The 20,818-nt window shown below is 71.1% G+C and carries 26 protein-coding genes; 16 read left to right on the top strand and 10 right to left on the bottom strand.

The window, feature by feature from the left end:
• The first annotated feature begins 269 nt into the window (after positions 1-269).
• The 5 genes from ABT263_RS17355 to ABT263_RS17335 all read left to right on the top strand — a co-directional run bounded on the left by ABT263_RS17355 (position 270) and on the right by ABT263_RS17335 (position 6,032).
• A complete protein-coding gene (locus ABT263_RS17355) occupies positions 270-1,841 on the top strand; it encodes an ABC transporter ATP-binding protein (protein WP_396486174.1) in 1,572 nt (523 codons plus the stop codon).
• A gap of 4 nt (positions 1,842-1,845) precedes the next feature.
• Entirely contained in the window at positions 1,846-3,000 is a 1,155-nt protein-coding gene (locus ABT263_RS17350; protein ID WP_329488016.1) for an ABC transporter permease, read from the top strand.
• A complete protein-coding gene (locus ABT263_RS17345; protein WP_352291250.1) occupies positions 2,997-4,262 on the top strand; it encodes an ABC transporter permease in 1,266 nt (421 codons plus the stop codon). The genes ABT263_RS17350 and ABT263_RS17345 overlap by 4 nt, the downstream gene beginning before the upstream one ends.
• On the top strand, positions 4,259-4,657 hold the full coding sequence (locus tag ABT263_RS17340) for a cytidine deaminase (protein ID WP_329488014.1): 399 nt from the start codon (positions 4,259-4,261) through the stop codon (positions 4,655-4,657). The genes ABT263_RS17345 and ABT263_RS17340 overlap by 4 nt, the downstream gene beginning before the upstream one ends.
• Before the next feature lie 97 nt (positions 4,658-4,754).
• Complete coding sequence (locus ABT263_RS17335) at positions 4,755-6,032, top strand: thymidine phosphorylase (RefSeq protein WP_329488013.1); 1,278 nt, start codon at positions 4,755-4,757, stop codon at positions 6,030-6,032.
• A 29-nt stretch (positions 6,033-6,061) separates the two neighbouring features.
• Here the strand turns inward: ABT263_RS17335 and ABT263_RS17330 are convergent, their stop codons facing one another.
• From ABT263_RS17330 to ABT263_RS17320, 3 genes are all read right to left on the bottom strand, one after another.
• Positions 6,062-6,616: a Uma2 family endonuclease gene (locus ABT263_RS17330; RefSeq protein ID WP_352291249.1), complete on the bottom strand. Its 555-nt coding sequence runs from the start codon at positions 6,614-6,616 to the stop codon at positions 6,062-6,064.
• A gap of 41 nt (positions 6,617-6,657) precedes the next feature.
• On the bottom strand, positions 6,658-7,332 hold the full coding sequence (locus ABT263_RS17325; RefSeq protein ID WP_352291248.1) for an alpha/beta fold hydrolase: 675 nt from the start codon (positions 7,330-7,332) through the stop codon (positions 6,658-6,660).
• Between the two features lie 125 nt (positions 7,333-7,457).
• The gene (locus ABT263_RS17320) at positions 7,458-8,747 is read right to left on the bottom strand and encodes an MFS transporter (protein ID WP_352291247.1); all 1,290 of its coding nucleotides are present in this window, start codon (positions 8,745-8,747) and stop codon (positions 7,458-7,460) included.
• Between the two features lie 155 nt (positions 8,748-8,902).
• On the opposite strand from ABT263_RS17320, the gene ABT263_RS17315 reads away from it, so the two are divergent.
• The 3 genes from ABT263_RS17315 (at position 8,903) to ABT263_RS17305 (ending at position 11,644) form a co-directional block, all read left to right on the top strand.
• Positions 8,903-9,817: a LysR family transcriptional regulator gene (locus ABT263_RS17315; RefSeq protein WP_352291298.1), complete on the top strand. Its 915-nt coding sequence runs from the start codon at positions 8,903-8,905 to the stop codon at positions 9,815-9,817.
• 120 nt (positions 9,818-9,937) lie between these two features.
• Positions 9,938-11,086, top strand: a complete 1,149-nt coding sequence (locus ABT263_RS17310) for an adenosine deaminase (protein ID WP_329488009.1) — start codon at positions 9,938-9,940, stop codon at positions 11,084-11,086.
• A gap of 204 nt (positions 11,087-11,290) precedes the next feature.
• Positions 11,291-11,644, top strand: a complete 354-nt coding sequence (locus ABT263_RS17305; RefSeq protein ID WP_352291246.1) for an ATP-binding protein — start codon at positions 11,291-11,293, stop codon at positions 11,642-11,644.
• Between the two features lie 188 nt (positions 11,645-11,832).
• Here the strand turns inward: ABT263_RS17305 and ABT263_RS17300 are convergent, their stop codons facing one another.
• Complete coding sequence (locus tag ABT263_RS17300; protein ID WP_329488007.1) at positions 11,833-12,015, bottom strand: PspC domain-containing protein; 183 nt, start codon at positions 12,013-12,015, stop codon at positions 11,833-11,835.
• A gap of 322 nt (positions 12,016-12,337) precedes the next feature.
• Here ABT263_RS17300 and ABT263_RS17295 point away from each other — a divergent pair, with 322 nt between their 5' ends.
• From ABT263_RS17295 to ABT263_RS17285, 3 genes are read left to right on the top strand one after another with little or no spacing between them, the layout of a single operon-like run.
• Positions 12,338-12,748, top strand: coding sequence for a GntR family transcriptional regulator (locus ABT263_RS17295; RefSeq protein ID WP_352291297.1), 411 nt, complete (start codon positions 12,338-12,340; stop codon positions 12,746-12,748).
• Positions 12,745-13,704: an ABC transporter ATP-binding protein gene (locus ABT263_RS17290; RefSeq protein WP_352291245.1), complete on the top strand. Its 960-nt coding sequence runs from the start codon at positions 12,745-12,747 to the stop codon at positions 13,702-13,704. The genes ABT263_RS17295 and ABT263_RS17290 overlap by 4 nt, the downstream gene beginning before the upstream one ends.
• Entirely contained in the window at positions 13,701-14,792 is a 1,092-nt protein-coding gene (locus ABT263_RS17285; RefSeq protein ID WP_352291244.1) for an ABC-2 membrane transporter-related protein, read from the top strand. The genes ABT263_RS17290 and ABT263_RS17285 overlap by 4 nt, the downstream gene beginning before the upstream one ends.
• A gap of 168 nt (positions 14,793-14,960) precedes the next feature.
• Here ABT263_RS17285 and ABT263_RS17280 read toward each other — a convergent pair whose 3' ends face one another.
• The 4 genes from ABT263_RS17280 to ABT263_RS17265 are packed head-to-tail and all read right to left on the bottom strand — an operon-like array spanning position 14,961 to position 15,965.
• A complete protein-coding gene (locus tag ABT263_RS17280) occupies positions 14,961-15,116 on the bottom strand; it encodes a hypothetical protein (RefSeq protein WP_352291243.1) in 156 nt (51 codons plus the stop codon).
• Positions 15,113-15,352 (bottom strand): hypothetical protein, encoded by a 240-nt coding sequence (locus ABT263_RS17275; protein ID WP_352291242.1) that lies wholly within the window; start codon positions 15,350-15,352, stop codon positions 15,113-15,115. Before ABT263_RS17275 ends, ABT263_RS17280 begins: the two co-directional genes overlap by 4 nt.
• Positions 15,340-15,603: a hypothetical protein gene (locus ABT263_RS17270; protein WP_352291241.1), complete on the bottom strand. Its 264-nt coding sequence runs from the start codon at positions 15,601-15,603 to the stop codon at positions 15,340-15,342. The genes ABT263_RS17275 and ABT263_RS17270 overlap by 13 nt, the downstream gene beginning before the upstream one ends.
• The gene (locus ABT263_RS17265; protein WP_352291240.1) at positions 15,600-15,965 is read right to left on the bottom strand and encodes an ATP-binding protein; all 366 of its coding nucleotides are present in this window, start codon (positions 15,963-15,965) and stop codon (positions 15,600-15,602) included. Before ABT263_RS17265 ends, ABT263_RS17270 begins: the two co-directional genes overlap by 4 nt.
• Before the next feature lie 247 nt (positions 15,966-16,212).
• Here ABT263_RS17265 and ABT263_RS17260 point away from each other — a divergent pair, with 247 nt between their 5' ends.
• Complete coding sequence (locus ABT263_RS17260; RefSeq protein ID WP_352291239.1) at positions 16,213-17,097, top strand: helix-turn-helix domain-containing protein; 885 nt, start codon at positions 16,213-16,215, stop codon at positions 17,095-17,097.
• Positions 17,098-17,107: 10 nt separating this feature from the next.
• Positions 17,108-17,308, top strand: coding sequence for a DUF397 domain-containing protein (locus tag ABT263_RS17255; RefSeq protein ID WP_352291238.1), 201 nt, complete (start codon positions 17,108-17,110; stop codon positions 17,306-17,308).
• A 55-nt stretch (positions 17,309-17,363) separates the two neighbouring features.
• Here ABT263_RS17255 and ABT263_RS17250 read toward each other — a convergent pair whose 3' ends face one another.
• A complete protein-coding gene (locus ABT263_RS17250) occupies positions 17,364-18,557 on the bottom strand; it encodes a methyltransferase domain-containing protein (protein ID WP_352291237.1) in 1,194 nt (397 codons plus the stop codon).
• On the bottom strand, positions 18,554-18,706 hold the full coding sequence (locus ABT263_RS17245) for a hypothetical protein (RefSeq protein ID WP_352291236.1): 153 nt from the start codon (positions 18,704-18,706) through the stop codon (positions 18,554-18,556). Before ABT263_RS17245 ends, ABT263_RS17250 begins: the two co-directional genes overlap by 4 nt.
• A gap of 341 nt (positions 18,707-19,047) precedes the next feature.
• Here ABT263_RS17245 and ABT263_RS17240 point away from each other — a divergent pair, with 341 nt between their 5' ends.
• The 3 genes from ABT263_RS17240 to ABT263_RS17230 are packed head-to-tail and all read left to right on the top strand — an operon-like array spanning position 19,048 to position 20,665.
• A complete protein-coding gene (locus ABT263_RS17240) occupies positions 19,048-19,314 on the top strand; it encodes a hypothetical protein (protein WP_352291235.1) in 267 nt (88 codons plus the stop codon).
• Positions 19,295-19,813, top strand: a complete 519-nt coding sequence (locus tag ABT263_RS17235; RefSeq protein WP_352291234.1) for a DUF6879 family protein — start codon at positions 19,295-19,297, stop codon at positions 19,811-19,813. Before ABT263_RS17240 ends, ABT263_RS17235 begins: the two co-directional genes overlap by 20 nt.
• Positions 19,814-19,816: 3 nt before the next feature.
• Positions 19,817-20,665 (top strand): helix-turn-helix domain-containing protein, encoded by an 849-nt coding sequence (locus ABT263_RS17230; protein ID WP_352291233.1) that lies wholly within the window; start codon positions 19,817-19,819, stop codon positions 20,663-20,665.
• Positions 20,666-20,818: the final 153 nt, after the last annotated feature.

The raw sequence follows: 20,818 nt of genomic DNA, 5'->3' as shown, positions 1-20,818 counted from the left end.
GGCCCGGAAGGGTGCGCTCAGTGCGTACCCCCGGGCCCCGTCCCGTACCCCACCGTATTTTCTTGGCCCTCCAGCGCAACGACGCGCCTCCAGACCACCAGGAGATCGCCATCACCGCATCCGACCCCGCCCTCAGCAAGGGCGGTACCCCCAGCGCGGGGACGGCGACACCGGCCGTCGAACTGCGCGGCATCACCAAGCGCTTCCCCGGCGTCGTGGCCAACCACGACATCAACCTCACCGTCCGCACCGGCACCGTGCACGCCCTCATGGGTGAGAACGGCGCCGGCAAGTCGACGCTGATGAAGATCCTCTACGGCATGCAGAAGCCGGACGAGGGCACCATCGCGATCAACGGCGAGCAGTGCGAGTTCAACACCCCGGGTGACGCCATCTCGCGCGGCATCGGCATGGTGCACCAGCACTTCATGCTCGCCGACAACCTCACCGTCTGGGAGAACGTCGTCCTCGGCGGCGAGAAGCTCCACGGCATCGGGGCCAAGGCGAAGGCGAAGATCAAGGAGATCTCCGACCAGTACGGCCTGGGCGTGCGCCCGGACGCGCTGGTCGAGGACCTGGGCGTGGCCGACCGCCAGCGGGTCGAGATCCTCAAGGTGCTCTACCGCGGCGCCAAGATCCTGATCCTCGACGAGCCCACCGCGGTGCTCGTCCCGCAGGAGGTCGAGGCGCTCTTCGGCAACCTGCGCGAGCTCAAGGCCGAGGGCGTCACCGTCATCTTCATCTCGCACAAGCTGCACGAGGTGCTGTCGGTGGCGGACGCGATCAGCGTCATCCGGCGCGGCACCACGGTCGGCGACGCCGACCCGGCGAACGTCACCGCGCGCCAGCTGGCCGAGCTGATGGTCGGCGCCGAGCTGCCCTCCCCGGGGAGCCGCGAGTCGACCGTCACCACCACCGAGATGCTCGACGTCCGGGACCTGCGGATCGCCAAGACCGACGCCGAGGGCATCGAGCGCGTGGTGCTCGACGACATCTCGCTGCGGATCCACAAGGGCGAGATCCTCGGCATCGCCGGTGTCGAGGGCAACGGCCAGGCCGAGCTGGTCGAGGCCATCATGGGCATGCTGCCGCTGGACGGCGGCGCCGTCACGCTGGACGGCAAGGACCTCTCCGGCTCGCTCACCCGCAGCCGCCGCGAGGCCGGCATCGGCTACATCCCCGAGGACCGCCACCGCCACGGCCTGCTGCTGGAGGCCCCGCTCTGGGAGAACCGGATCCTCGGTCACGTCACCGAGAGCCCGAACTCCAAGGGCCTGCTGCTCGACCCGGCCGGTGCCCGCAAGGACACCCAGCGGATCGTCGACGAGTACGACGTCCGCACCCCCGGCATCGAGGTCACCGCGGCGTCGCTCTCCGGCGGCAACCAGCAGAAGCTGATCATCGGCCGCGAGATGAGCCACGACCCCAAGCTGCTGATCGCCGCCCACCCCACCCGCGGGGTGGACGTCGGCGCGCAGGCGCAGATCTGGGAGCACATCCGGACCGCCCAGCGGGCCGGTCTCGCGGTGCTGCTGATCTCCGCCGACCTGGACGAGCTGATCGGCCTCTCCGACACCATCCGGGTGATCTACCGCGGCCGTCTGGTGGCCGACGCCGACCCGGCCACGGTCACCGCCGAGGACCTGGGTACCGCGATGACCGGTGCCGCCCGCGGCCACATCGAGTCCGAGCCCGAGGCCGTCGAGGAGTTCCACGCGGTCACCGCGGAGGGCACCGAGGCCGAGGCCGCCGGGACCGGCTCCACCGAGGACGCCGCCGCCCAGGACGCCACCTCGTCCGACACCCCCACCGACACCGCCGACCCGCAGGCGGGGGAGTAGCCACATGACCAGTCCCAACCCCGCGGCCAAGAGCAAGCTGGCGCAGCGGTTCGACGGCGAGAAGATCGTGCTCGCCCTCGCAGCGCCGGTGCTCGCCGTGCTGCTCTCCGTCGTGATCTGTTCGGTGCTCCTGGCGACCTCGGGCAAGAACCCGTTCGACGCCTGGAACGTGATGATCACGTACGCCACCAAGTCGGACGGCCAGGTGGCCATCCTCAACCGGTCCACCACGTACTACCTGGCCGCCGCGGCCGCCGCCTTCGGCTTCCGGATGAACCTCTTCAACATCGGTGTCGAGGGCCAGTACAAGGTCGCGGCGCTGTTCGCGGCGTTCGTCGGCAGCCGGCTCGACCTGCCGTCGTTCATCCAGATCCCGCTGCTGCTGATCACCGCCATGCTGGTCGGCGGCCTGTACGCGAGCATCGCCGGTCTGCTGAAGGTCTTCCGCGGCGTCAGCGAGGTCATCTCGACCATCATGCTGAACGCCATCGCGGTGGCGATCGTCGGTCTGCTGCTCGTCCCCGGCATCTTCGCGCCGGAGAAGAGCTCGACCAGCAACTCCATCCAGACCAGCCCGGTCTCGGAGTCCAGCCACTTCTTCGCGATCAACACCGACGGCGGGCCGCTCTACGGCTTCCTCTTCATCGCGATCCTGGTCGGCGTGGCCTTCCAGTTCACCCTGACCCGCACCCGCTTCGGCTTCGACCTGCGCGCCACCGGCCGCTCCGAGACCGCCGCGACCGCCTCCGGCGTGAACGTCAAGCGCATGGTCGTCACCTCGATGGTGGTCTCCGGTGCGCTGGCCGGCCTGATCGGCATGCCCGAGCTGCTGCAGAACTCGTACAACTTCGGTCAGAGCTTCCAGGGCGGCCTCGGCTTCCTCGGCATCTCGGTCGCCCTGCTCGGCCGCAACAGCCCGATCGGCATGGCCTTCGCCGCGCTGCTGTTCGCCTTCCTGGACGCCACCGGCTCGCAGCTGCCCCTCCAGGGCGGCTTCCCGTTCGAGATCGTCCCGGTCATGCAGGGCACCATCGTCATCTGCGTCGTCGTCGCCTACGAGCTGGTGCGCCGCTACGGCCTCAAGCGCCAGCAGCAGAAGGTCGGCGCCGAGCTCGCGGCCCAGGCTGCCGCCAACGAGAAGAAGGAGGTGTCCGCATGAGCACGGCCACCGCTGCCCGCGCGAAGGCGCCGGGCGCTCCCGCCAAGAAGCGCAAGTTGTCCTGGCCGGTGGTGCTGCTGCTGATCGCGGGCGCCCTGGTCCTCTTCTCCGCCGTGGGCATGGCCACCGGCAACCACTCGCTGACCTCCTCCGGCCAGGTCACCGCCGCGCTCAGCGCCGCCGTGCCGATCGGCATGGCCGGTCTGGGCGGCCTCTGGTCCGAGCGGGCCGGCGTGGTCAACATCGGCCTCGAAGGCATGATGGTCGCCGGCACCTTCTGCGGCGCCTGGGGCGGCTACCTGGTCAACCCGTGGTTCGGCCTGGTGGCCGGCATGCTCGGCGGTGCGCTCGGCGGTCTGCTGCACGCCGTCATCACGGTGACCTTCGGCGTCGACCACATCGTCTCCGGTGTCGGCGTCAACCTGCTGATCCCCGGCATCTGCGCGTACGTCAACCGGATCTACTACAAGGACTACATCTCCGTCGGCGCCGGGGCGAACCAGTCCCCGCCGGCCGATCCGCTGCCGTACATCACCATCCCTGGGCTCTCCTCCGGGCTGAAGGACATCGAGACCCACCACTGGTTCCTGGTGTCCGACGTCGCGGGCGTGCTCGGCGGTCTGGTCACCAACATCTCGGTGGTCGTGCTGCTGGCCGGCGCGCTGATCGTGGTCAGCTACTTCGCCCTCTGGCGCACGGTGTTCGGCCTGCGCCTGCGCTCCTGCGGCGAGAACCCGACGGCGGCCGAGTCGCTGGGCGTCAACGTCTACAAGTACAAGTACCTCGCGGTCATCACCTCCGGCGCCTTCGCGGGCCTCGGCGGCGCGTACCTCTCGCTGGTCGCGGCGCACTTCTACAAGGACGGCCAGACCAACGGCCGAGGCTTCATCGGCCTCGCGGCGATGATCTTCGGCAACTGGATGCCGGGCGGCCTCGCCATGGGCGCCGGTCTGTTCGGCTTCACCGACAGCCTCCAGCTGCGTGACCCGGAGTCGGTGCACGTGCTGATCCTGGTGGTCGCCATCGCCATGTTCCTGCTGGCGCTCTGGAACCTGTACCGCCGCAAGATCCCGGCCGCGCTGATCACCTTCGTGGTGGCCGGCGGCCTGGCGGTCTGGTACGCCACCACCGAGGAGGTGCAGCGTCCGCTGATCGTGGCGACGCCGTACGTGATCACCCTGGTGGTGCTCTCGCTGGCCTCGCAGCGGCTGCGGCCGCCGAAGGCCGACGGCCAGATCTACCGCAAGGGCCAGGGCAAGTGACGGCCCCCGCGGCGGCGGTCGACTGGGAGGCACTGCGGGCGGCGGCGCGCGAGGCGATGACCCACGCCTACGCCCCGTACAGCAGGTTCCCGGTCGGCGCGGCCGCGCTGGTGGACGACGGTCGGGTGGTCACCGGCTGCAACGTGGAGAACGCCTCGTACGGACTCGCGCTGTGCGCCGAGTGCGGCCTGGTCTCCATGCTGCACGCCACCGGTGGCGGCCGGCTGACCGCGTTCACCTGTGTGGACGGCAGCGGCGGTCTGCTGATGCCGTGCGGCCGCTGCCGCCAGCTGCTGTACGAGCACGGCGGGCCCGATCTGCTGGTCGAGCTGCCGTCCGGCGTGAAGCCGATGAGCGAGGTCCTGCCCGACGCGTTCGGGCCGGAGCGGCTCTAGTCTTTGTTTCTGTTACGCGCGTAGAGTGTCGCGAGTGGGGCCGCAATCCGGCCAGCTCGCGACACTCTTCGCATTTTGAACCCCTCTTGGAGCAGCCATGGACGCCATCTCCGTCATCAGGACCAAGCGCGACCGCGGAGAGCTGAGCGACGCTCAGATCGACTGGGTCATCGACGCCTACACCCGCGGCGACGTCGCCGACGAGCAGATGTCCGCCCTCGCCATGGCGATCCTGCTGAACGGCATGAACCCGCGCGAGATCAGCCGCTGGACCGACGCGATGATCCGCTCCGGCGTCCGGATGGACTTCTCCTCCCTCGCGCAGCCCACCAGCGACAAGCACTCCACCGGTGGCGTCGGCGACAAGATCACCCTGCCGCTCGCCCCGCTGGTCGCCGCCTGCGGCGCCGCCGTCCCGCAGCTCTCCGGCCGCGGCCTCGGCCACACCGGCGGCACCCTGGACAAGCTGGAGTCGATCCCCGGCTGGCGCGCCCTGCTCTCCAACGACGAGATGATGAAGGTGCTGCACGACGCCGGCGCCGTCATCTGCGCCGCCGGTGACGGTCTGGCCCCCGCCGACAAGAAGCTGTACGCGCTGCGCGACGTCACCGGCACCGTCGAGGCCATCCCGCTGATCGCCTCCTCGATCATGTCCAAGAAGATCGCCGAGGGCACCGGCGCCCTCGTCCTGGACGTGAAGGTCGGCTCCGGCGCCTTCATGAAGAACCTGGACAACGCCCGCGAGCTGGCCCGCACCATGGTCGGCCTGGGCACCGCGGCCGGCGTCAACACCGTCGCGCTGCTGACCGACATGTCGACCCCGCTCGGCCTCACCGCCGGCAACGCGCTGGAGGTCCGCGAGTCGGTCGAGGTGCTGGCCGGCGGCGGCCCGGCCGACGTCGTCGAGCTCACCCTCGCGCTGGCCCGCGAGATGCTCGCCGCGGCCGGCGTGCACGGCAAGGACCCGGCCGACGCGCTGCGCGACGGCTCCGCGATGGACCACTGGCGCCGCATGATCTCCGCCCAGGGCGGCGACGTCGACGCCCCGCTGCCGGTCGCCCGCGAGCAGCACGTCATCCCGGCCCCGGCCTCGGGCGTGCTCACCGCCCTGGACGCCTACGCGGTGGGCGTCTGCGCCTGGCGCCTGGGCGCCGGCCGGGCCCGCAAGGAGGACCCGGTGCAGGCCGGCGCCGGCGTCGAGATGCACGCCAAGCCCGGCGACACCGTGGTGGCCGGGCAGCCGCTGCTGACCCTGCACACCGACACCCCCGAGCGCTACGAGTACGCGATCGAGGCGCTGGCCGGCGGCATCGAGGTCGCCCCGGCGGGCACCGCGTTCACCCCGAACCCGATCGTGCTGGACCGCATCGCGTGACGGCCTGAGGTCCGCTCACGTGCGCCGGGTCAGGCGTACGTGAGCAGACCGCTGGTGTCGATGATCCAGGGACCGACGGTGATCGTGTCGCCGAAGGCGAACTTCTCGCAGGAGTCGTAGCCGGGTTCCGAGTGCACGATGCCTGTGCCCGTGCGCGGATCGATGATCAGATAGAACGGGATTCCCATCGCCGAGTAGTCGCGGACCTTGTCGCGGTAGTCGTTCTCGGGGTTCGACTTGGAGACGATCTCCACGACGAGCAGCACGTCGTGCGGGAGAACCGCGGACTGCTCGCTCTCCAGCAGAGCCTCGGGGAAGACCATCAGATCCGGATTGCGCAGCCGGCCGAGCCCGACGTCCTCCAGGTCGGCTCCGTGGTAGGCGATGTGGCCGGGGTGCGTGTTCGGCACCTGGGCATTGAGCTGCCGGGCGATGCGCAGAACGGCGAGCTCGTGCCGCATGACCGGCGACATCATCATGACGATCTCGCCGTCGGCGATCTCGACCTTCCCTATGCCGGGAATCTGCGGTAGCTGATCGGCGATCTCGCGCAACCGGGCGTACGCAGCAGGATCGATGCTCATAGTCCGGAGTGTATCGGCGACCGCCGACGCCCTCACGGCGGTCAGGAGGCCGCCGTGAGGGCGATCTTCAGGAACTCCTCGGGGGCCTCGTGGATCAGGTCGTGGCCGACCGGGAGGGTGTGCACGGTCCAGGCCGGGTCGTCGCGCAGGCGGTCGAAGGTCTCCAGCAGCGGGCTGTCCTCGAAGCGCTCGGCGTGGATGTAGACCCGGCGGGTGACGGCGTCGGCCGCGCCGGTGAGGGCGATCGGCTGGAGGAGGCTGGCCACCGGGTGGACGGTGGCGCGCGGGTCGAGGGCGGGGTTCGAGCCGACCACGGTGACACCGCCGCCCGCCGCGGCGCCGGCCAGGTAGCGCTGCTTCCAGACCTCGTTGACGATCCGGTAGGCCGACTCGCCGTCGCGGGGGACGAAGGCGTCCGCGTACACCAGCGCCCCGACCCGCTCCGGCACCCGGTCGGCGACCCCGGAGAGGACCATCCCGCCGTAGCTGTGCCCGACCAGCACCACGTCGGTGAGCCGCTCCGCCTCCAGCAGCCCGACCACGTCCTGGACGTGGGTGTCCAGGTCGACCACCGCGTTGTTCAGGTGCCCCCGCTCGGAGACGCCGGTCAGCGTCACCGGGTACACCTCGTGCCCGGCGGCGCGGAGCCCCTCGGTGAGCGGCCGGTACCACCAGGCGCCGTGCAGCATGCCGGGGACGAGTACGTAGCTGGCCATGGCGTCTTCTTCCTCTGGGCGGATCGGTCGATCGGTCGAAGGCTCGATCGGGCTGGGCGACGAGAGGAAGCTACGGCGGATACCCGACACCCTGTGTCAGGTATCCGCCGGGGAGAAGCCGGTCGTCAGCGCCCCGCCGGGACGGCCGCACGGCGGGTGGTGTGGGCGCGGCGGGTGGCGTAGAGGGTGACGCCGGCGGCGAGGGTCATCGCGGTGAGGCCGACGGCGGCCGCGCCGGGCCAGCCGGTGGAGTGGTAGGCGTCGGCGCCGATGGTGCCGCCGAGGCTGTTGCCCAGGTAGTAGGCGATCAGGTACAGCGCGGAGGCCTGGGCGCGGCCCTCGGTGGCGGTGCGGCCGACGGCGGAGGACGCGGTGGCGTGGCCGGCGAAGAAGCCGGCGGTGATCAGCACCAGGCCGAGCAGCGCGCAGAGCAGCGAGTCGGCGAGCGAGAGCAGCAGGCCGGCGGTGGTCACGCCGATCGCCACGTACAGCGCGCCGCGTCGGCCGAGTCGGCCGGAGAGCCGTCCGGCGGCGGCCGAGGTGCCGGTGCCGACCAGGTAGACGACGAAGATCGAGGCCGCCACCGACTCCGGCAGGTGGAACGGCGCGGAGATCAGGCGGTAGCCGACGGTGTTGTAGACCGCGCCGAACACCGCCATGAAGAGCAGCCCGAGCGCGTACAGCCGGACCAGCAGCGGGTTGCCCAGGTGGCGGCCGACGGTGCGGGCCAGCGCGCGGGCGTCCACCGGGGCGGGTGTGAAGTGGCGGGCGGGCGGGATCAGCAGCCGGAAGGCGAGCGCGGCCAGCAGCGCGAGGGCGGCGGAGGCGGCCAGGCCCCAGCGCCAGCCGAAGCCGGCGGCCGTCCACCCGGAGATCAGCCGCCCGCCCATGCCGCCGATGCTGTTGCCCGCCACGTACAGCCCCATCGCGGAGGCCAGCGCGCTGGGGTGGATCTCCTCGGCGAGGTACGCCATCGCGGTGGCGGGGAGCCCGGCGAGGGCGGCGCCCTGGAGGACGCGCAGCACGACCAGGGTGGTGAGGTCCGGCGCGAAGGGCAGGGCCAGGGCGAGCGCGGAGGCGGCGAGCACGGAGGCCGTCATCACCGCGGTGCGTCCGTACCGGTCGGAGAGGGCGCTGGCCGGGAGCAGGGCGAGGGCGAGGCCGAGGGTGGCGGCGGAGGCCGTCCAGCTGGCCTGGCCGGGGGTGAGGTCGAGGTCGGCCGAGAGGACCGGCAGCAGGCCCTGGGTGGAGTAGAGGAGGACGAACGTCGCGATGCCGGCGGCGAAGAGGGCCAGGTTGGCGCGGCGGAAGGCGCGCTGCCCGGGGCGGTGGCGGGCGTCGTCGGTGGCGAGCGGGGACGGCTTGGTGAGGGCATCCGGCACGGTCGCGGACGCCCCGGTACTGGCGGGCTGCATGTGGTCGACGTTAGGACCGGCCGCTCTGATGCGTCCAATGCATGAATGCGGGAGAATCGATGCGCAGGAGTATGAGTGCAGGTCGAGTCGGTGAGGATGGCGCGGGAGTGGCGGAGAGCACGGACGGGGCCGATCGCCCGCACCGGCCGGCGGAGCTGGGGCCGGAGTTGCCGGCCGTCCAACTCGCGCCCCGGCTCGCGCAGTTCGCGGCGGTGGCCCGGCTGGAGCACATGACGCAGGCGGCCGCGCTGCTGGGTGTGCCGCAGCCGACGCTGTCCCGGGCGGTGGCCCGGTTGGAGGCCGAGCTGGGCGTGGACCTGCTGGCCCGTCAGGGCCGGACCGTCCGGCTGACCAGGGCCGGCCGGCTGCTGCTCGCCTCGGTGGAGCGGGCGCTGGCCGAGGTCGAACGGGGTGCGGAGGCGGCCCGGGCGGAGGCGGACCCGGCGGCCGGGCGGGTGGTCTTCGGCTTCCTGCACACCATGGGGACGGACGCGGTCCCGGCGCTGTTGCGGGGGTTCCGGGCGGCGCACCCGCAGGTGCGGTTCCAGCTGGTGCAGGACTACGTCGGCGCGATGCTGGAGCGGCTGCTGGCCGGCGAGCTGGACCTCTGCCTGGTCTCGCCGGTGCCGGACGACCCGGCGCTGGTGGCCCGCCCGCTGGACGAGCAGCGGCTGCACCTGGCGGTGCCGGCCGACCACCGGCTGGCCGGGCGGCGCCGGATCCGGCTGGCCGAGGTGGCCCGGGACCCGTTCGTCGGGCTGGAGCGCGGCTACGGGCTGCGCGCGATCACCGACGGCTTCTGCGCCGAGGCCGGGTTCGTGCCGCGGCTCGCCTTCGAGGGCGAGGACGCCGAGACGCTGCGCGGCCTGGTCGCGGCCGGGCTCGGGGTGGCGCTGCTGCCGCCCGCGCTGGTGCCCCGGCCGGGGGTGGTCGAGCTGGAGGTGACGGCGCCGCGCACCCGGCGGGCGATCGGCCTGGCCTGGGCGGCGGGCCGGCCGCCGACCCCGCCGGTGGCGGCGTTCCGCGACTTCGTGCTGGCCCGCCGGGGGCGGCTGCTGCAGCACGACTGACCCGGCGCGCCGCGCGCCCGGGCGCCGCGCTCGGCCCTTCGGAGGAATTCCCGGTGCACATTGGCCGAACCGGCCGCGCGGGTGTGGCCTGTCTACGCGCGTAGGAGCTACACTCCCGCAATGGAGAACCAGACCCCTGTCACCACCGCGGGCACCGGCCCCCGGATCCCCACCCCCGACCAGATCGCCCGCGCCCCGAAGGTGCTCCTGCACGACCACCTCGACGGCGGGCTGCGGCCCGAGACCATCGTCGAGCTGGCCGCCGCGGTCGGCTACGAGGGCCTCCCCACCACCGACCCGAAGGAACTCGGCGAGTGGTTCCGCGAGGCCGCCGACTCCGGCTCGCTGGTCCGCTACCTGGAGACCTTCGCGCACACCTGTGCCGTGATGCAGACCCGCGAGGCCCTGATCAAGGTCGCCGCGGACTGCGCCGAGGACCTGGCCGCCGACGGCGTCGTGTACGCCGAGGTCCGCTACGCCCCCGAGCAGCACCTGGAGGCCGGCCTCACCCTCGACGAGGTCGTCGACGCCGTCAACGAGGGCTTCCGCCTCGGCGAGGCGAACGCCCGCGCGGCCGGTCACCGGATCCGCGTCGGCACCCTGATCACCGCGATGCGGCACGCGGCCCGCTCCTCGGAGATCGCCGAGCTGGCCAACCGCCACCGCGACCGCGGCGTGGTCGGCTTCGACATCGCCGGCGCCGAGGCGGGGTACCCCCCCACCCGCCACCAGGCCGCCTTCGACTACCTCAAGGGCGAGAACAACCACTTCACCATCCACGCGGGCGAGGCCTTCGGCCTGCCGTCGATCTGGGAGGCCCTGCAGTGCTGCGGCGCCGACCGGCTCGGCCACGGCGTGCGGATCGTCGACGACATCACGGTGAACGAGGACGGCAGCGTCGAGCTGGGCCGGCTGGCCGCGTACGTGCGCGACAAGCGCGTCCCGCTGGAGATGTGCCCGACCTCCAACCTGCAGACGGCGGCCGCCACGTCGTACGCCGAGCACCCGATCGGGTTGCTGAGCCGGCTGAAGTTCCGGGTCACGGTCAACACCGACAACCGGCTGATGAGCGGCACCAGCATGAGCCGCGAGTTCGGGCACCTGGTGGAGGCGTTCGGCTACACGCTGGGCGACATGGAGTGGTTCACCGTGAATGCGATGAAGTCGGCGTTCCTGCCGTTCGACGAGCGGCTGGCGATGATCAACGACGTGATCAAGCCGGGCTACGCCGAGCTCAAGGCGGAGTGGCTGTTCAGCGCGACCTCCTGAGGCGGTGCGGTCGGTCGGGTGAACGCCCTGGTCACCCCTGGGTGTTGGCGTTCATCTGACTACCCACTCGTGTGGGTTAACGGCCTTTGGTCCCCGTGCGATCCGATCACTACGGTGTGGCAGTCAACGCCGACCGGCGGAGGTGGCGGAACCCGCCACCCCGCCGTGAATGTCGGCCACCGACGAGGATCCAAGGGGACGAACATGAAGCAGGCCACTCTCAAGGCCGCCGGCACCGCCGTGCTCGGGCTCGCCATCGCGGCGGTCGGCGCCGGCAGCGCGTCCGCCGACCCGGTCGCCCCGGGTGGCCTCGGGCTTCCCACCGGCGCCGTGACCAACCCCGCCGTGACCGGCGCGGTCACCGACACCGCGAGCAAGCTGCCCGGCGGTGACAAGGTCGCCGGCACCCTCGGCACCCTGACCCCGAGCGCCGGCCAGGCGATGGCCCCGGCCGCGGACGCCACCCCCCGCGCCGGCGTGCCGAGCATCCCGGGCCTCGGCAGCACCCCGGTCGGTGGCCTGACCCAGGCCCTCCCGCTGCCCGGCCTCGGCGGCTGACGCTCCCGCCACGGCCGACGGGCCGCCCGCACCCCGGTGATCCCGGGGCGCGGGCGGCCCGTTTCGGCGTTCGGACCCAGGTGCGTGGGTGCGTGGGTGCGTGGGTGCGTGGGTGCGTGGGTGCGTGGGGGTGCGTGGGTGCTGGGCGCCAGGGGCGCGGGGGCGCGGGGGCGCGGGGGCGCCGTGGCTCACGGCTCCTGGGGGAGGAGCAGCCAGAGCGCCAGGTAGATCAGGAACTGCGGGCCGGGGAGCAGGCAGGACGCGAGGAAGATGATCCGGACGGTCCACGGGGTCAGGCCGAAGCGCTCGGCGATCCCGGCGCAGACGCCGGCGATGACGCGGTTGTGGCGGGGGCGGGCGAGGCGGCTCATGGCGGTCTCCGTGTTCCTGGCGCCCGGTCCGGGCTCTCCGGAGGGCGTACGTCCATACTCCGCCGCCTCCGCCCCCGGATCCTCAGCCTCGGCGGCGATCCCGACCCTGGCCTTTGTCCCCGGTGAGGAGGACCCGACCTCGGGGTTTGTCTCGGGGGTGCCCCGGAGGTTCGCCTGCGCAGGAGTGGGAAGTCGCACGGGCCGACTTCCGGTGCGGGCGGCCGGGGGCGGCCCCCGTGGAGGCGACGGCTGAGTCCGGAGTTGACGGCCGATCATCTCGGGTGCACTATTCCACTAGTTAACTAGTGGAAAGGTGGATGTCATCGTCGAGTACCTCATCGACCGTCGCGGCGGCCTCTCGCCGTATCTGCAGATCATCGAGCAGACGAAGCGGGCACTGCGGCTCGGAGTGCTCCAGCCCGGTGACCAACTCCCCACCGCCCGCGAGGTGGTGGAGGCGACGGCGATCAATCCGAACACCGTGCTCAAGGCCTACCGCGAGCTCGAACGCGAAGGCCTGGTCGAGAGCCGGAGGGGAGTCGGGACCTTCGTCCGGAAGTCCCTCGCCAAACCGCCGGCCGTCGAGGACTCGGCCCTGCGCGCCGACCTCGCCGGGTGGATCGCCCGGGCGCGGGACGCGGGCCTGGAACGCGAGGACGTCGCCGCGCTCGTCGACACCGCTCTCGACCGCGCCTACCCCACCAGCACCGAGGCCCCCGAGGAGTCCGGGTGAACCACCCCGCAGCAGAGCACCGACCCACCGAGGACGTCCCCGCCCTGGAGGCGACCGGCCTCGGCCTGAAGTACCGATCGCGCTGGGCCCTGCGCGACTGCGAACTCCGGCTCCCGGCCGGCCGCGTCTGCGCGCTCGTCGGCCCGAACGGCGCCGGCAAGAGCACCCTGATGGCGCTCGCCGCCGGACTCCTCACGCCGACCGAGGGAACGGTCGCGGTGTTCGGGACCGGCCCGGGCGGGGCCGCCGCCCTGCGGCGCACCGCCTACCTGCGGCAGGACAAGCCGCTCTACCCGCGGTTCACCGTCGCGGAGACCCTGCGCGCCGGCCGGGAGCTCAACCCGGGCTGGGACCAGGAGATCGCGGAGCGGATCGTCCGGCTGGGCGACCTCCCGCAGAACGCCAGGGTGGGCACGCTCACCGCCGGCCAGCGGACCCGGGTCGCCCTCGCGCTCGTCCTCGGCAAGCGCCCCGACCTGCTGATGCTCGACGAGCCGCTCGCCGACGTCGACCCGGTGGCCCGCCAGGAGCTCACCGGCATCCTGATGGCCGAGGCGGCGGAGCACGGGACGACCATCCTCATCTCCTCGCACGTCCTCGCCGAGCTGGACGGCGTCTGCGACCACGTCACCGTGCTGCGCGACGGGCGGATCCGGCTCAGCGGTGACGTCGACGACCTGCTGGACGACCACCGCCTGGTGGTCGGCGCCACCGAGGGCACCGACGGCACCCCGGCCGAGCTGGCGCGCCACGAGATCGTCGAGCTGCGCCGCACCGGCCGCCAGGCGACCGCGCTGCTCAGGCCCCACGGAGAGATCGACCCGCGCTGGGACGTCAGCCGGCCGAACCTGGAGGAGATTCTGATCGCCTATCTGCGTACCGCCGCCCCGCAGGGCCGGCCCCCGGTCGAGGCCGGCGCGCACACCGCCGGGCGCGAGGAGGTGGTGGCCCGATGAGCACCGCCGACCTCGCCACCATGCCGCGGAGCCGCCCGTCCGGGCGTCGCCTGCTGAGCGGCACCACCTGGCTGGGCCTGCGCCAGGACCGCACGCCGCTCCTGATCGCCGGCTCCGTCCTGGTGCTGCTCTGCGGCTGGATGGTCTACCTGCACAGCCGGATCGCCGACCAGATAGCCGAATGGCATCTCCAGGGCTGCAACGTCGTCTACTTCCCGGCGGAGTGCGAGGGCAGCCAGGCGATCGCACTGGACGCGCACTGGGGCATCGCCGTGATGATCACCGGCTGGCTGCTGGTGATCCTGCCGATCGCCTTCGGTCTCTTCTACGCGGCGCCCTTGCTGGCACGGGAGTTCGAGACCGGGACGTACGCGCTGGCCTGGACGCAGTCCGTGTCGCGGCAGCGCTGGCTGGCGGCCCGGCTGGGCGTGCCGCTGCTCCTGACCCTGGTGGGGTCGAGCCTGCTCGCGGTCGTCTCGACCCGGTTCGTCCACCAGGTCGAGGGGCGGTTCGCCCTCCCCGGCCTGTACCACTGGTTCAGCTGGATGAGCCGCAGTGCCTCCGGGCCGTCGCTGGTCGCGTCCTGCCTGCTCTCCGTCGCGCTCGGGGCCGCCGTCGGACTGGTGGTGCGGCGGGTGGTGGCCTCGATCGTGGTCACGGCGGTGCTGACCGTCGCCGTACGGTTCGCGGTGGACTCCGGGCGGTACCTGCTGACGCCGGCGCGGGAGGCGTTGGCGAGCATCCGGATGGCCTCGCCCGATGCGGTCGACCGGATGTCCGTGGTCCAGAGCGGTCGGGTGTCGACGTCCTCGCCGCTCGAATCGCACATCGTGGAGAACGGTCTCCTGACGCGTGACGGCCTGCGGATCCCGACCGACAGCGACTGGATCGGCACCCTGCCGGACGGGACGGCCGTCTGCCCCACCGATGCCTGCAAGGCCCACTACGACGTCATCGACCGGGCCTACACGCTCTACCACCCGCCGGCCGACGAGTGGATGATGCACTGGACGCAGACCGGGCTGAGCCTGCTGGCCACGGCGGCGCTGCTGGTCTTCTGCGCGCTGTGGGTGCGCCGCGTGCGCTGAGCCGGCGTGGGGTGCGGTTGTCGGGCAGGGCCTTCTTATCCAGGGGGCCCTGCCTTCCGCTTGCCCGGATGAGGTGGCAACTCTGCAATAGAGTGGAAAGTCGGACGGGCCGACTTCCTGCGTGTGGGGGCCGCGGCGGCTGGGGCGGCAGCCGCCGGGCGGGGTGGGTCAGCGGGGCAGCCGCTCGCGTTCGGAGTCGTCCCCGGTGCGCCGGTTCACGCTCAGCGCGGTGATCACGCCGAGCACGACGGTGAGGAGCGCGAGGGCGAGGAGGAGCACGAAGGCGGTGGCGACGAGGAAGTCGGCGGTGCCGCCGGCCCTCACCGCCGGACGCCGATGACGCGGCGGCCGAGACGGGCGGCGAGTGCGTGGAGCAGTTCGTCGGCCTGGTCGCGGGTGAGCGGGAGGGCGAGGTGCTCGCCGGGGCCGGTGTTGACGTCGAGGTCGACGGCGACGCGGAGTTGGAGCGCGGCGTCGGGAACGGTCTCCACGGCGAGGTAGGCGACGGTGGTGCGCTCGGTGTGGATCGCCTGGGTGAGGAGCGGGATCAGGACGCCCACGGGTCACCCCGTTCGGCGGCGCTCGCGGCGGCGCGCAGGAGGCCGAGGAGGTTGAGGAGGGTGGCGACGGGGGCGTTGCCGAAGCCGATGAGGACGCGGCCGTCGACGCTGCCGTTGGTGGCGGCCGAGCCCCAGGCGATGCCGAACGGGCGCCCGTGCTCGTGGAGTTCGGCGAGCAGTGCGGTGACCTGGGGTTCGGTGTAGTCGCGCATCCGGGGGTCGTCCGGTGCGACCGGGGCGTGGCGGGTCATGCGGCGGCGTCCAGCTCGAACCAGACGACCTTGCCGTCCTTGCGGGCGTCGGCGCCGAAGCGGTGGGTGAGGGAGCGGACCAAGTGGATGCCGCGGCCCGAGAGTTCGTAGGGATCGGCGGAGGTGCGCTGCTCGGGGAGGGTGGGGCTGTCGTCGGCGACCGAGACCCGGAGGGTGCGGTTCGCGAGGACGACGACCACGAGGGGCGCCTGGCTGCCCGCGTGGCGCCAGGCGTTGACGAAGAGCTCGTGGAGGGCGAGTTCGGCGTCGGCGATGGGGTCCGGCGGCCACCCGGAGGAGGCGAGGGCCGCACGCAGTTCGTGCCGGGCGGCGGACCAGTCGGGAGGGTTGAGGGCACGCACGAAGAACCTCCGGGAGAGGAGAGGGAGTTCGCGACGGAGGCGAGACCGTGAGCCAGGCTGTGACGGCTGCTCTGCGGCGCCCGGACAGGGCATTACTGACGCTCCGCCGTGTGATCGGTGCAACACTGAGAGTAGGGGGATCGATGGCAGACTTGCAAGCCATTCGTCGGGTCTCAGGGTTGCGTCACTCCTTGGTGGCGTCGTAGGTGGGTTGTGCGCGAGACTGCGCAGACAGGGAAGGACAGCCGTGGGATACAAGGGGCCGATCAGCCAGCGGCAGCGCCGATTCGGCGAAGAGCTGCAACGGCTGCGCATGGCAGCAGGGTTGTCAGCAGCGGAGGCCGGAGCACTGGTGGGGATGGGCGGCCCGGCGGTGAGCCACACCGAGGCCGGTCGGATCACCCTGAACGCGGAGCGACTCGAAGTCTGGCTCGACGCCTACGGCTGCACCGATGTCGCGTACAGGTCCACGCTTGCGGAGATGGGCCGGAGCACGGGCAAGGGCTGGTGGAGCGAGTACGAGGGCAAGGTGCCTCCGCTTGCTCTGGACCTGGCGGAGGCCGAGGACCGGTCCGTGCGACTGGCCAACTACGAGATGCTCTACATCCCGGGGCCACTTCAACTTCAGGCCTATGCCGAGGCGATCTTCGGAGGTCCCTACGGTGACGGGAAGTGGAGCAATGCGGACGCGGTCCAGTTCCGAATGGACCGCCAACGAGTCCTTGAGGAGGACAGGGAGTTCCACTTCGTCATTCATGAGGCCGCACTGCGAATGCGCTTCCCCGGCGATGCAGTCATGAGGGCCCAGTTGCTTCATGTGCTCGACATGGCAGAGCGCCCGAACATCACCGTGCAGGTGATGCCGTTCACGGCGGCTGAGAAGCCGCCGAGTCCCAACTCGTTCCTGTTCTGCGAGCCTGCCTGCATCGACCTTTCCACGATCATCGTTGATGCCCCTGGTCGTGCCGAGCATTATGGTGACCCGGAGAGCATCGCGGCCTACCGTCAGATGTTCGATCAGTTGAGGGATCTGGCCCTTCCTGCTGTCAGCGCGGCCGAGCCTCGGCGTGGGGTGGCCTTCCGTGACTCCTGGGGCCTCCTCCACCACCTTCTCTACCTGATCCAAGTCTGAAAGGCCTGTGATGTCAGAAGTCCTGTGGCAGAAGTCGTCATTCAGCGGCGGAGATGCCTCGAACAACTGCCTCGAACTGGCCCCCGGCACCGGCGACCTGCGTCACCTGCGCGAGTCGGACGACCCTGATGTCGTCGTCACGACCGACGTGGCCAAGCTCCGGGCGTTCATCCTCGGGGTCAAGGCCGGCGAGTTCGACCACTTCATCTGAGTAGCGAGCACTGAGGGGCGGGCGGCCACCAGGCCACCCGCCCCCACAAAATCGCTCAACCGCGCAGTGGCCAACTGTTCGCTGGGGCGTCCAGCCAGACCCGGTGGCCTTCTCCACTTACCGTGAGCCCGAATCGCTCCGGTCCTGGCCGTCCGTGGTCACCCCACCATCGGTATGCCGCCTCGGCCTCCTCCCATAGGCGCCGCGAACCGTACTGCCATACCGTGTACCGCTCGGCGTTCTCATTGCCGTCCCAGTCGACGGCGGCCCACGACGTGCAGTCCGTCGTGGCGAGCCACAGTCGCCGCCGCACTCCCTCCACCTCGGGATCGTCGTGCCAGACATACCAGACGTCACCGAGCCGGTGGCCGACGGCGAAGTCCGATTCCCAGTCACCCCCAGCCACGAGCCGGGGGTCGAGCCCGGTCGAGGACTCCTTCGGCTCGTGTTCGTCCCGCACCACGTCACGGTAGATCCGGTGCTGCTGCCGCTGGTCGCGCAACGTCATAAAGGCGCTGTACGGACTGAACCGGCCCTCTGCCGTGCCGCCCCCTCTGACCGTGAGCCTCAACAGGCCCCAGCAGATCCAGGGGTTGTCCCACGGCGTGAGGATCACCCCGCCGGGCCTGGTCTGCTGGACCCATGCGTCCGGTACACGAGTGACGGAGCAGGTGGCAGCCACGCGGTCGTACGGTGCCTCTCGCCGCCAACCTTCCTGCCCGTCTCCGCAGATCACCGTCGGCTTCGCCGAGTTCGCCGCCAGCACTGCCCGGGCCTTCTCCGTGAGTGCCGAATCCACCTCGATGGTGACCACATTGGCATCGCCCAGTCGGTGTGCGAGGTAGGCCGAGGTGAGGCCGGTGCCAGTGCCGATCTCCAGGACTCTCATGCCGGCCGAGAGATCGAGCGCTTCGAGCATGCGGAAGACCACAGACGGCGCAGAGGCGGAGGACGACGGCCACGGCCGGTCGCCCTCCGCCGGAGACGCGCCGTCATTGATCTGTGTCACCACTGCCTCGTCGGTGTAGGCCGCGGTGAACCAAGCTGCGGGATCTGTCCGGCGATCACAAGCTCGATAGCGGCCCCGACCGTCCCGGAGCCAGATCAGATCGGGAAGGAAGCGGTGTCGCGGAAGGGCGAGTGCCGCCGCCCGCCATTCGGCGGCGACCTCGTGACCGAGCTCGTCACGTACGGAGAGGAGCAGGCCGCGAATGGCGGCCTGCTCCTCTTCCTGCTGGTTCTGGGTCACTTGTGCTTCGGCTCCGGCTTGGCCTTGTCGGTGTCAGGATTCGGCGCAGCCTTGCCCGGGTCCTTGTTGCCGGCGTGCCTGCCCTGCCCGCCGTCGTTGGGGCCGCTGCCTCCGCCGGAGCTGCCGCCCTTGCCGGTTCCCCATGCCATGGTCCTTCTCCTCTGCTGCTGAGGGTGGTTGAGGTGAATCAGACCGCGCGACCCCGGCCGTCCGGCGGCATCGGACCGGGCGGACGCTCTGGGGGCTTCGGGCGATCTCCGGGGGCGGTCATGAAGACCCCTCTCGCATGGTGGCGATGGCTCGATACGTCGAGCCATCGCCACCGTAGGTAGCGATCTCCTTTGTCTCCAACAGAGTTGCGGCGAATTGCACTGATGCGCCCCCGCGCCGGGCCTCACTCCGGTGCGCCGGGTCGTGGCCTTGACCCAGGATCGACGGGCGGTGAACCCTTGCGGCAGAAGCGACTCACTCGACACAGAGGGGGACAGGAATGCCGCTCAAGTTCCTCGGGATCTACCCCAACACCCCGGACGACGGATCTCCGACCATCTGGCTCGATGAGACCAGCGGTGACCTGGTCATTCAATCGTGGAAAGCAGACGAGGAGACCATCAGGCGCTGCCAGGAGATCGGGTCGATCCCTGGGCACTCAACGGACGTTCCCGATCACGAGACGGTGATCAGGCTCCCCGCCAACATGCTTCAGTTCATCCCCCGAGTCGATGGCGAGGTCAACGGTGGCCACTGCGGTTCGTGAGGCGCTCGCCAAGGCCCGGCGGTCGGCCGTGCACCTTGAGATGCGTGACAGCTACATGCGTGACGACCCGGCGTTCATCTCCTGGCAGGGAGGGCACCGGGAAGATCCGGAGGATCGTGAATCCTGGTGGCGGCCATGGCTCGATGTCGTGGCCGAGACGACCGGACGAGGCGTTTCGATGCGGCGGGCCCGCGTCGTGTCGGAGCCTGTCAGTGACTACATCCAGTACGAGTACGACGGCACGTTCACGAATGTCGCAGCAGGTGAGCAGGTGCGCTGGCTGCCCCGATCGACAGCGCGTGATCTGTTGTTGCCCGCTCTGGACTGCTGGGTAGTGGACAGCGAGACGCTGATCCTCCATCACTTCAGTGGTGATGGGCAGTGGGCCGGCTCGGGCATGGAGGTCTGCACGGATCCGGCTCTGGTAGAGCTGTACGCCAGGGCATTCGAATCCGTCTGGCTGCGCGCCGTCCCCCACTCGGAGTACCGGCCGACCTGATCCATGACTCTGTCAGCATCGTCAAGCGTTCAGCGGGCGCGCCGGGATCTCGCCGATCGGCTCGGCGAGATCCGGCGGGAGGCGGGGATCACCGGGCGGGAGCTCGCGCAGCTCTGTGGCTGGCATCCGTCCAAGACGTCCCGAATCGAGAATGCACGGACGGTGCCTTCACCGGCAGATCTTCTGGCTTGGTGTCGGGTTTCCGGAGCCGATGACCAGGCCTCGGATCTCATTGCCTCGTTGCGCGCTGTCGAGGGCATGTTCGTCGAATGGCGCCGCATCGAGCGTGACGGTTTGAAGCGTGTACAGGAGTCTGTCCTGCCGCGCTACGAACGCACGCGCCGCTTCCGGGCGTATTCGTCGTGGCTGGTGACCGGATTGCTCCAGACCCGGGCTTACACCGAAGCGGTGCTGCGGGCCGTGCAGCGGCGCCGGGTCGTGGTGGACGATGTGGACGCCGCCGTGGAAGTCCGGATGGAGCGGCAGCGGATCCTCCGCGAAGGTGACCGGCGGTTCGCCGTTCTCCTGGAGGAGTCCGTCCTACGGTCGGGCCCCGGCAGCCGGGATGTTCAGCGCGAGCAACTGGCGCACCTGCTGACCGTGGGCGCGCTGCCCCAGGTCAGTCTCGGCATCGTCCCCATGGGGCCGGGCCGTTCCCGGATGCCGGTCGAGGGTTTCTGGATCTATGACACCGCCCAGGTCAACGTGGAACTGGTCTCCGGCTACCTCACCATCACCCAGCCCAGCGAGATCGCCCTCTACGCCCAGGCCTTCGGCGAGCTGGCCGACCAGGCCGTCCACGGTGAGCAGGCCCGGGCCCTGATCGGTGCGGCGATGGAGGCGCTGGCGTGACGGGCGGGGAATCTGCGCCAGCAGATTCCCCGCCCGTGAATGCTGCTCTCGCTCGCCGCCCTGGGGCCGGGGCGGGGCCGGCGGGGGGGGGGGGGGGGGGGTGCGGCGAGGGCGCCGCCGCGGCAGCCTGGTGGCGGGCCGAGGGGCCGCCGG

It is taken from the genome of Kitasatospora sp. NPDC001603 (assembly GCF_040298365.1).
Lineage (GTDB): Bacteria > Actinomycetota > Actinomycetes > Streptomycetales > Streptomycetaceae > Kitasatospora.
Note: the sequence above shows the minus strand (reverse complement) of the source record. Positions and strands in the feature narration are given on the sequence as shown.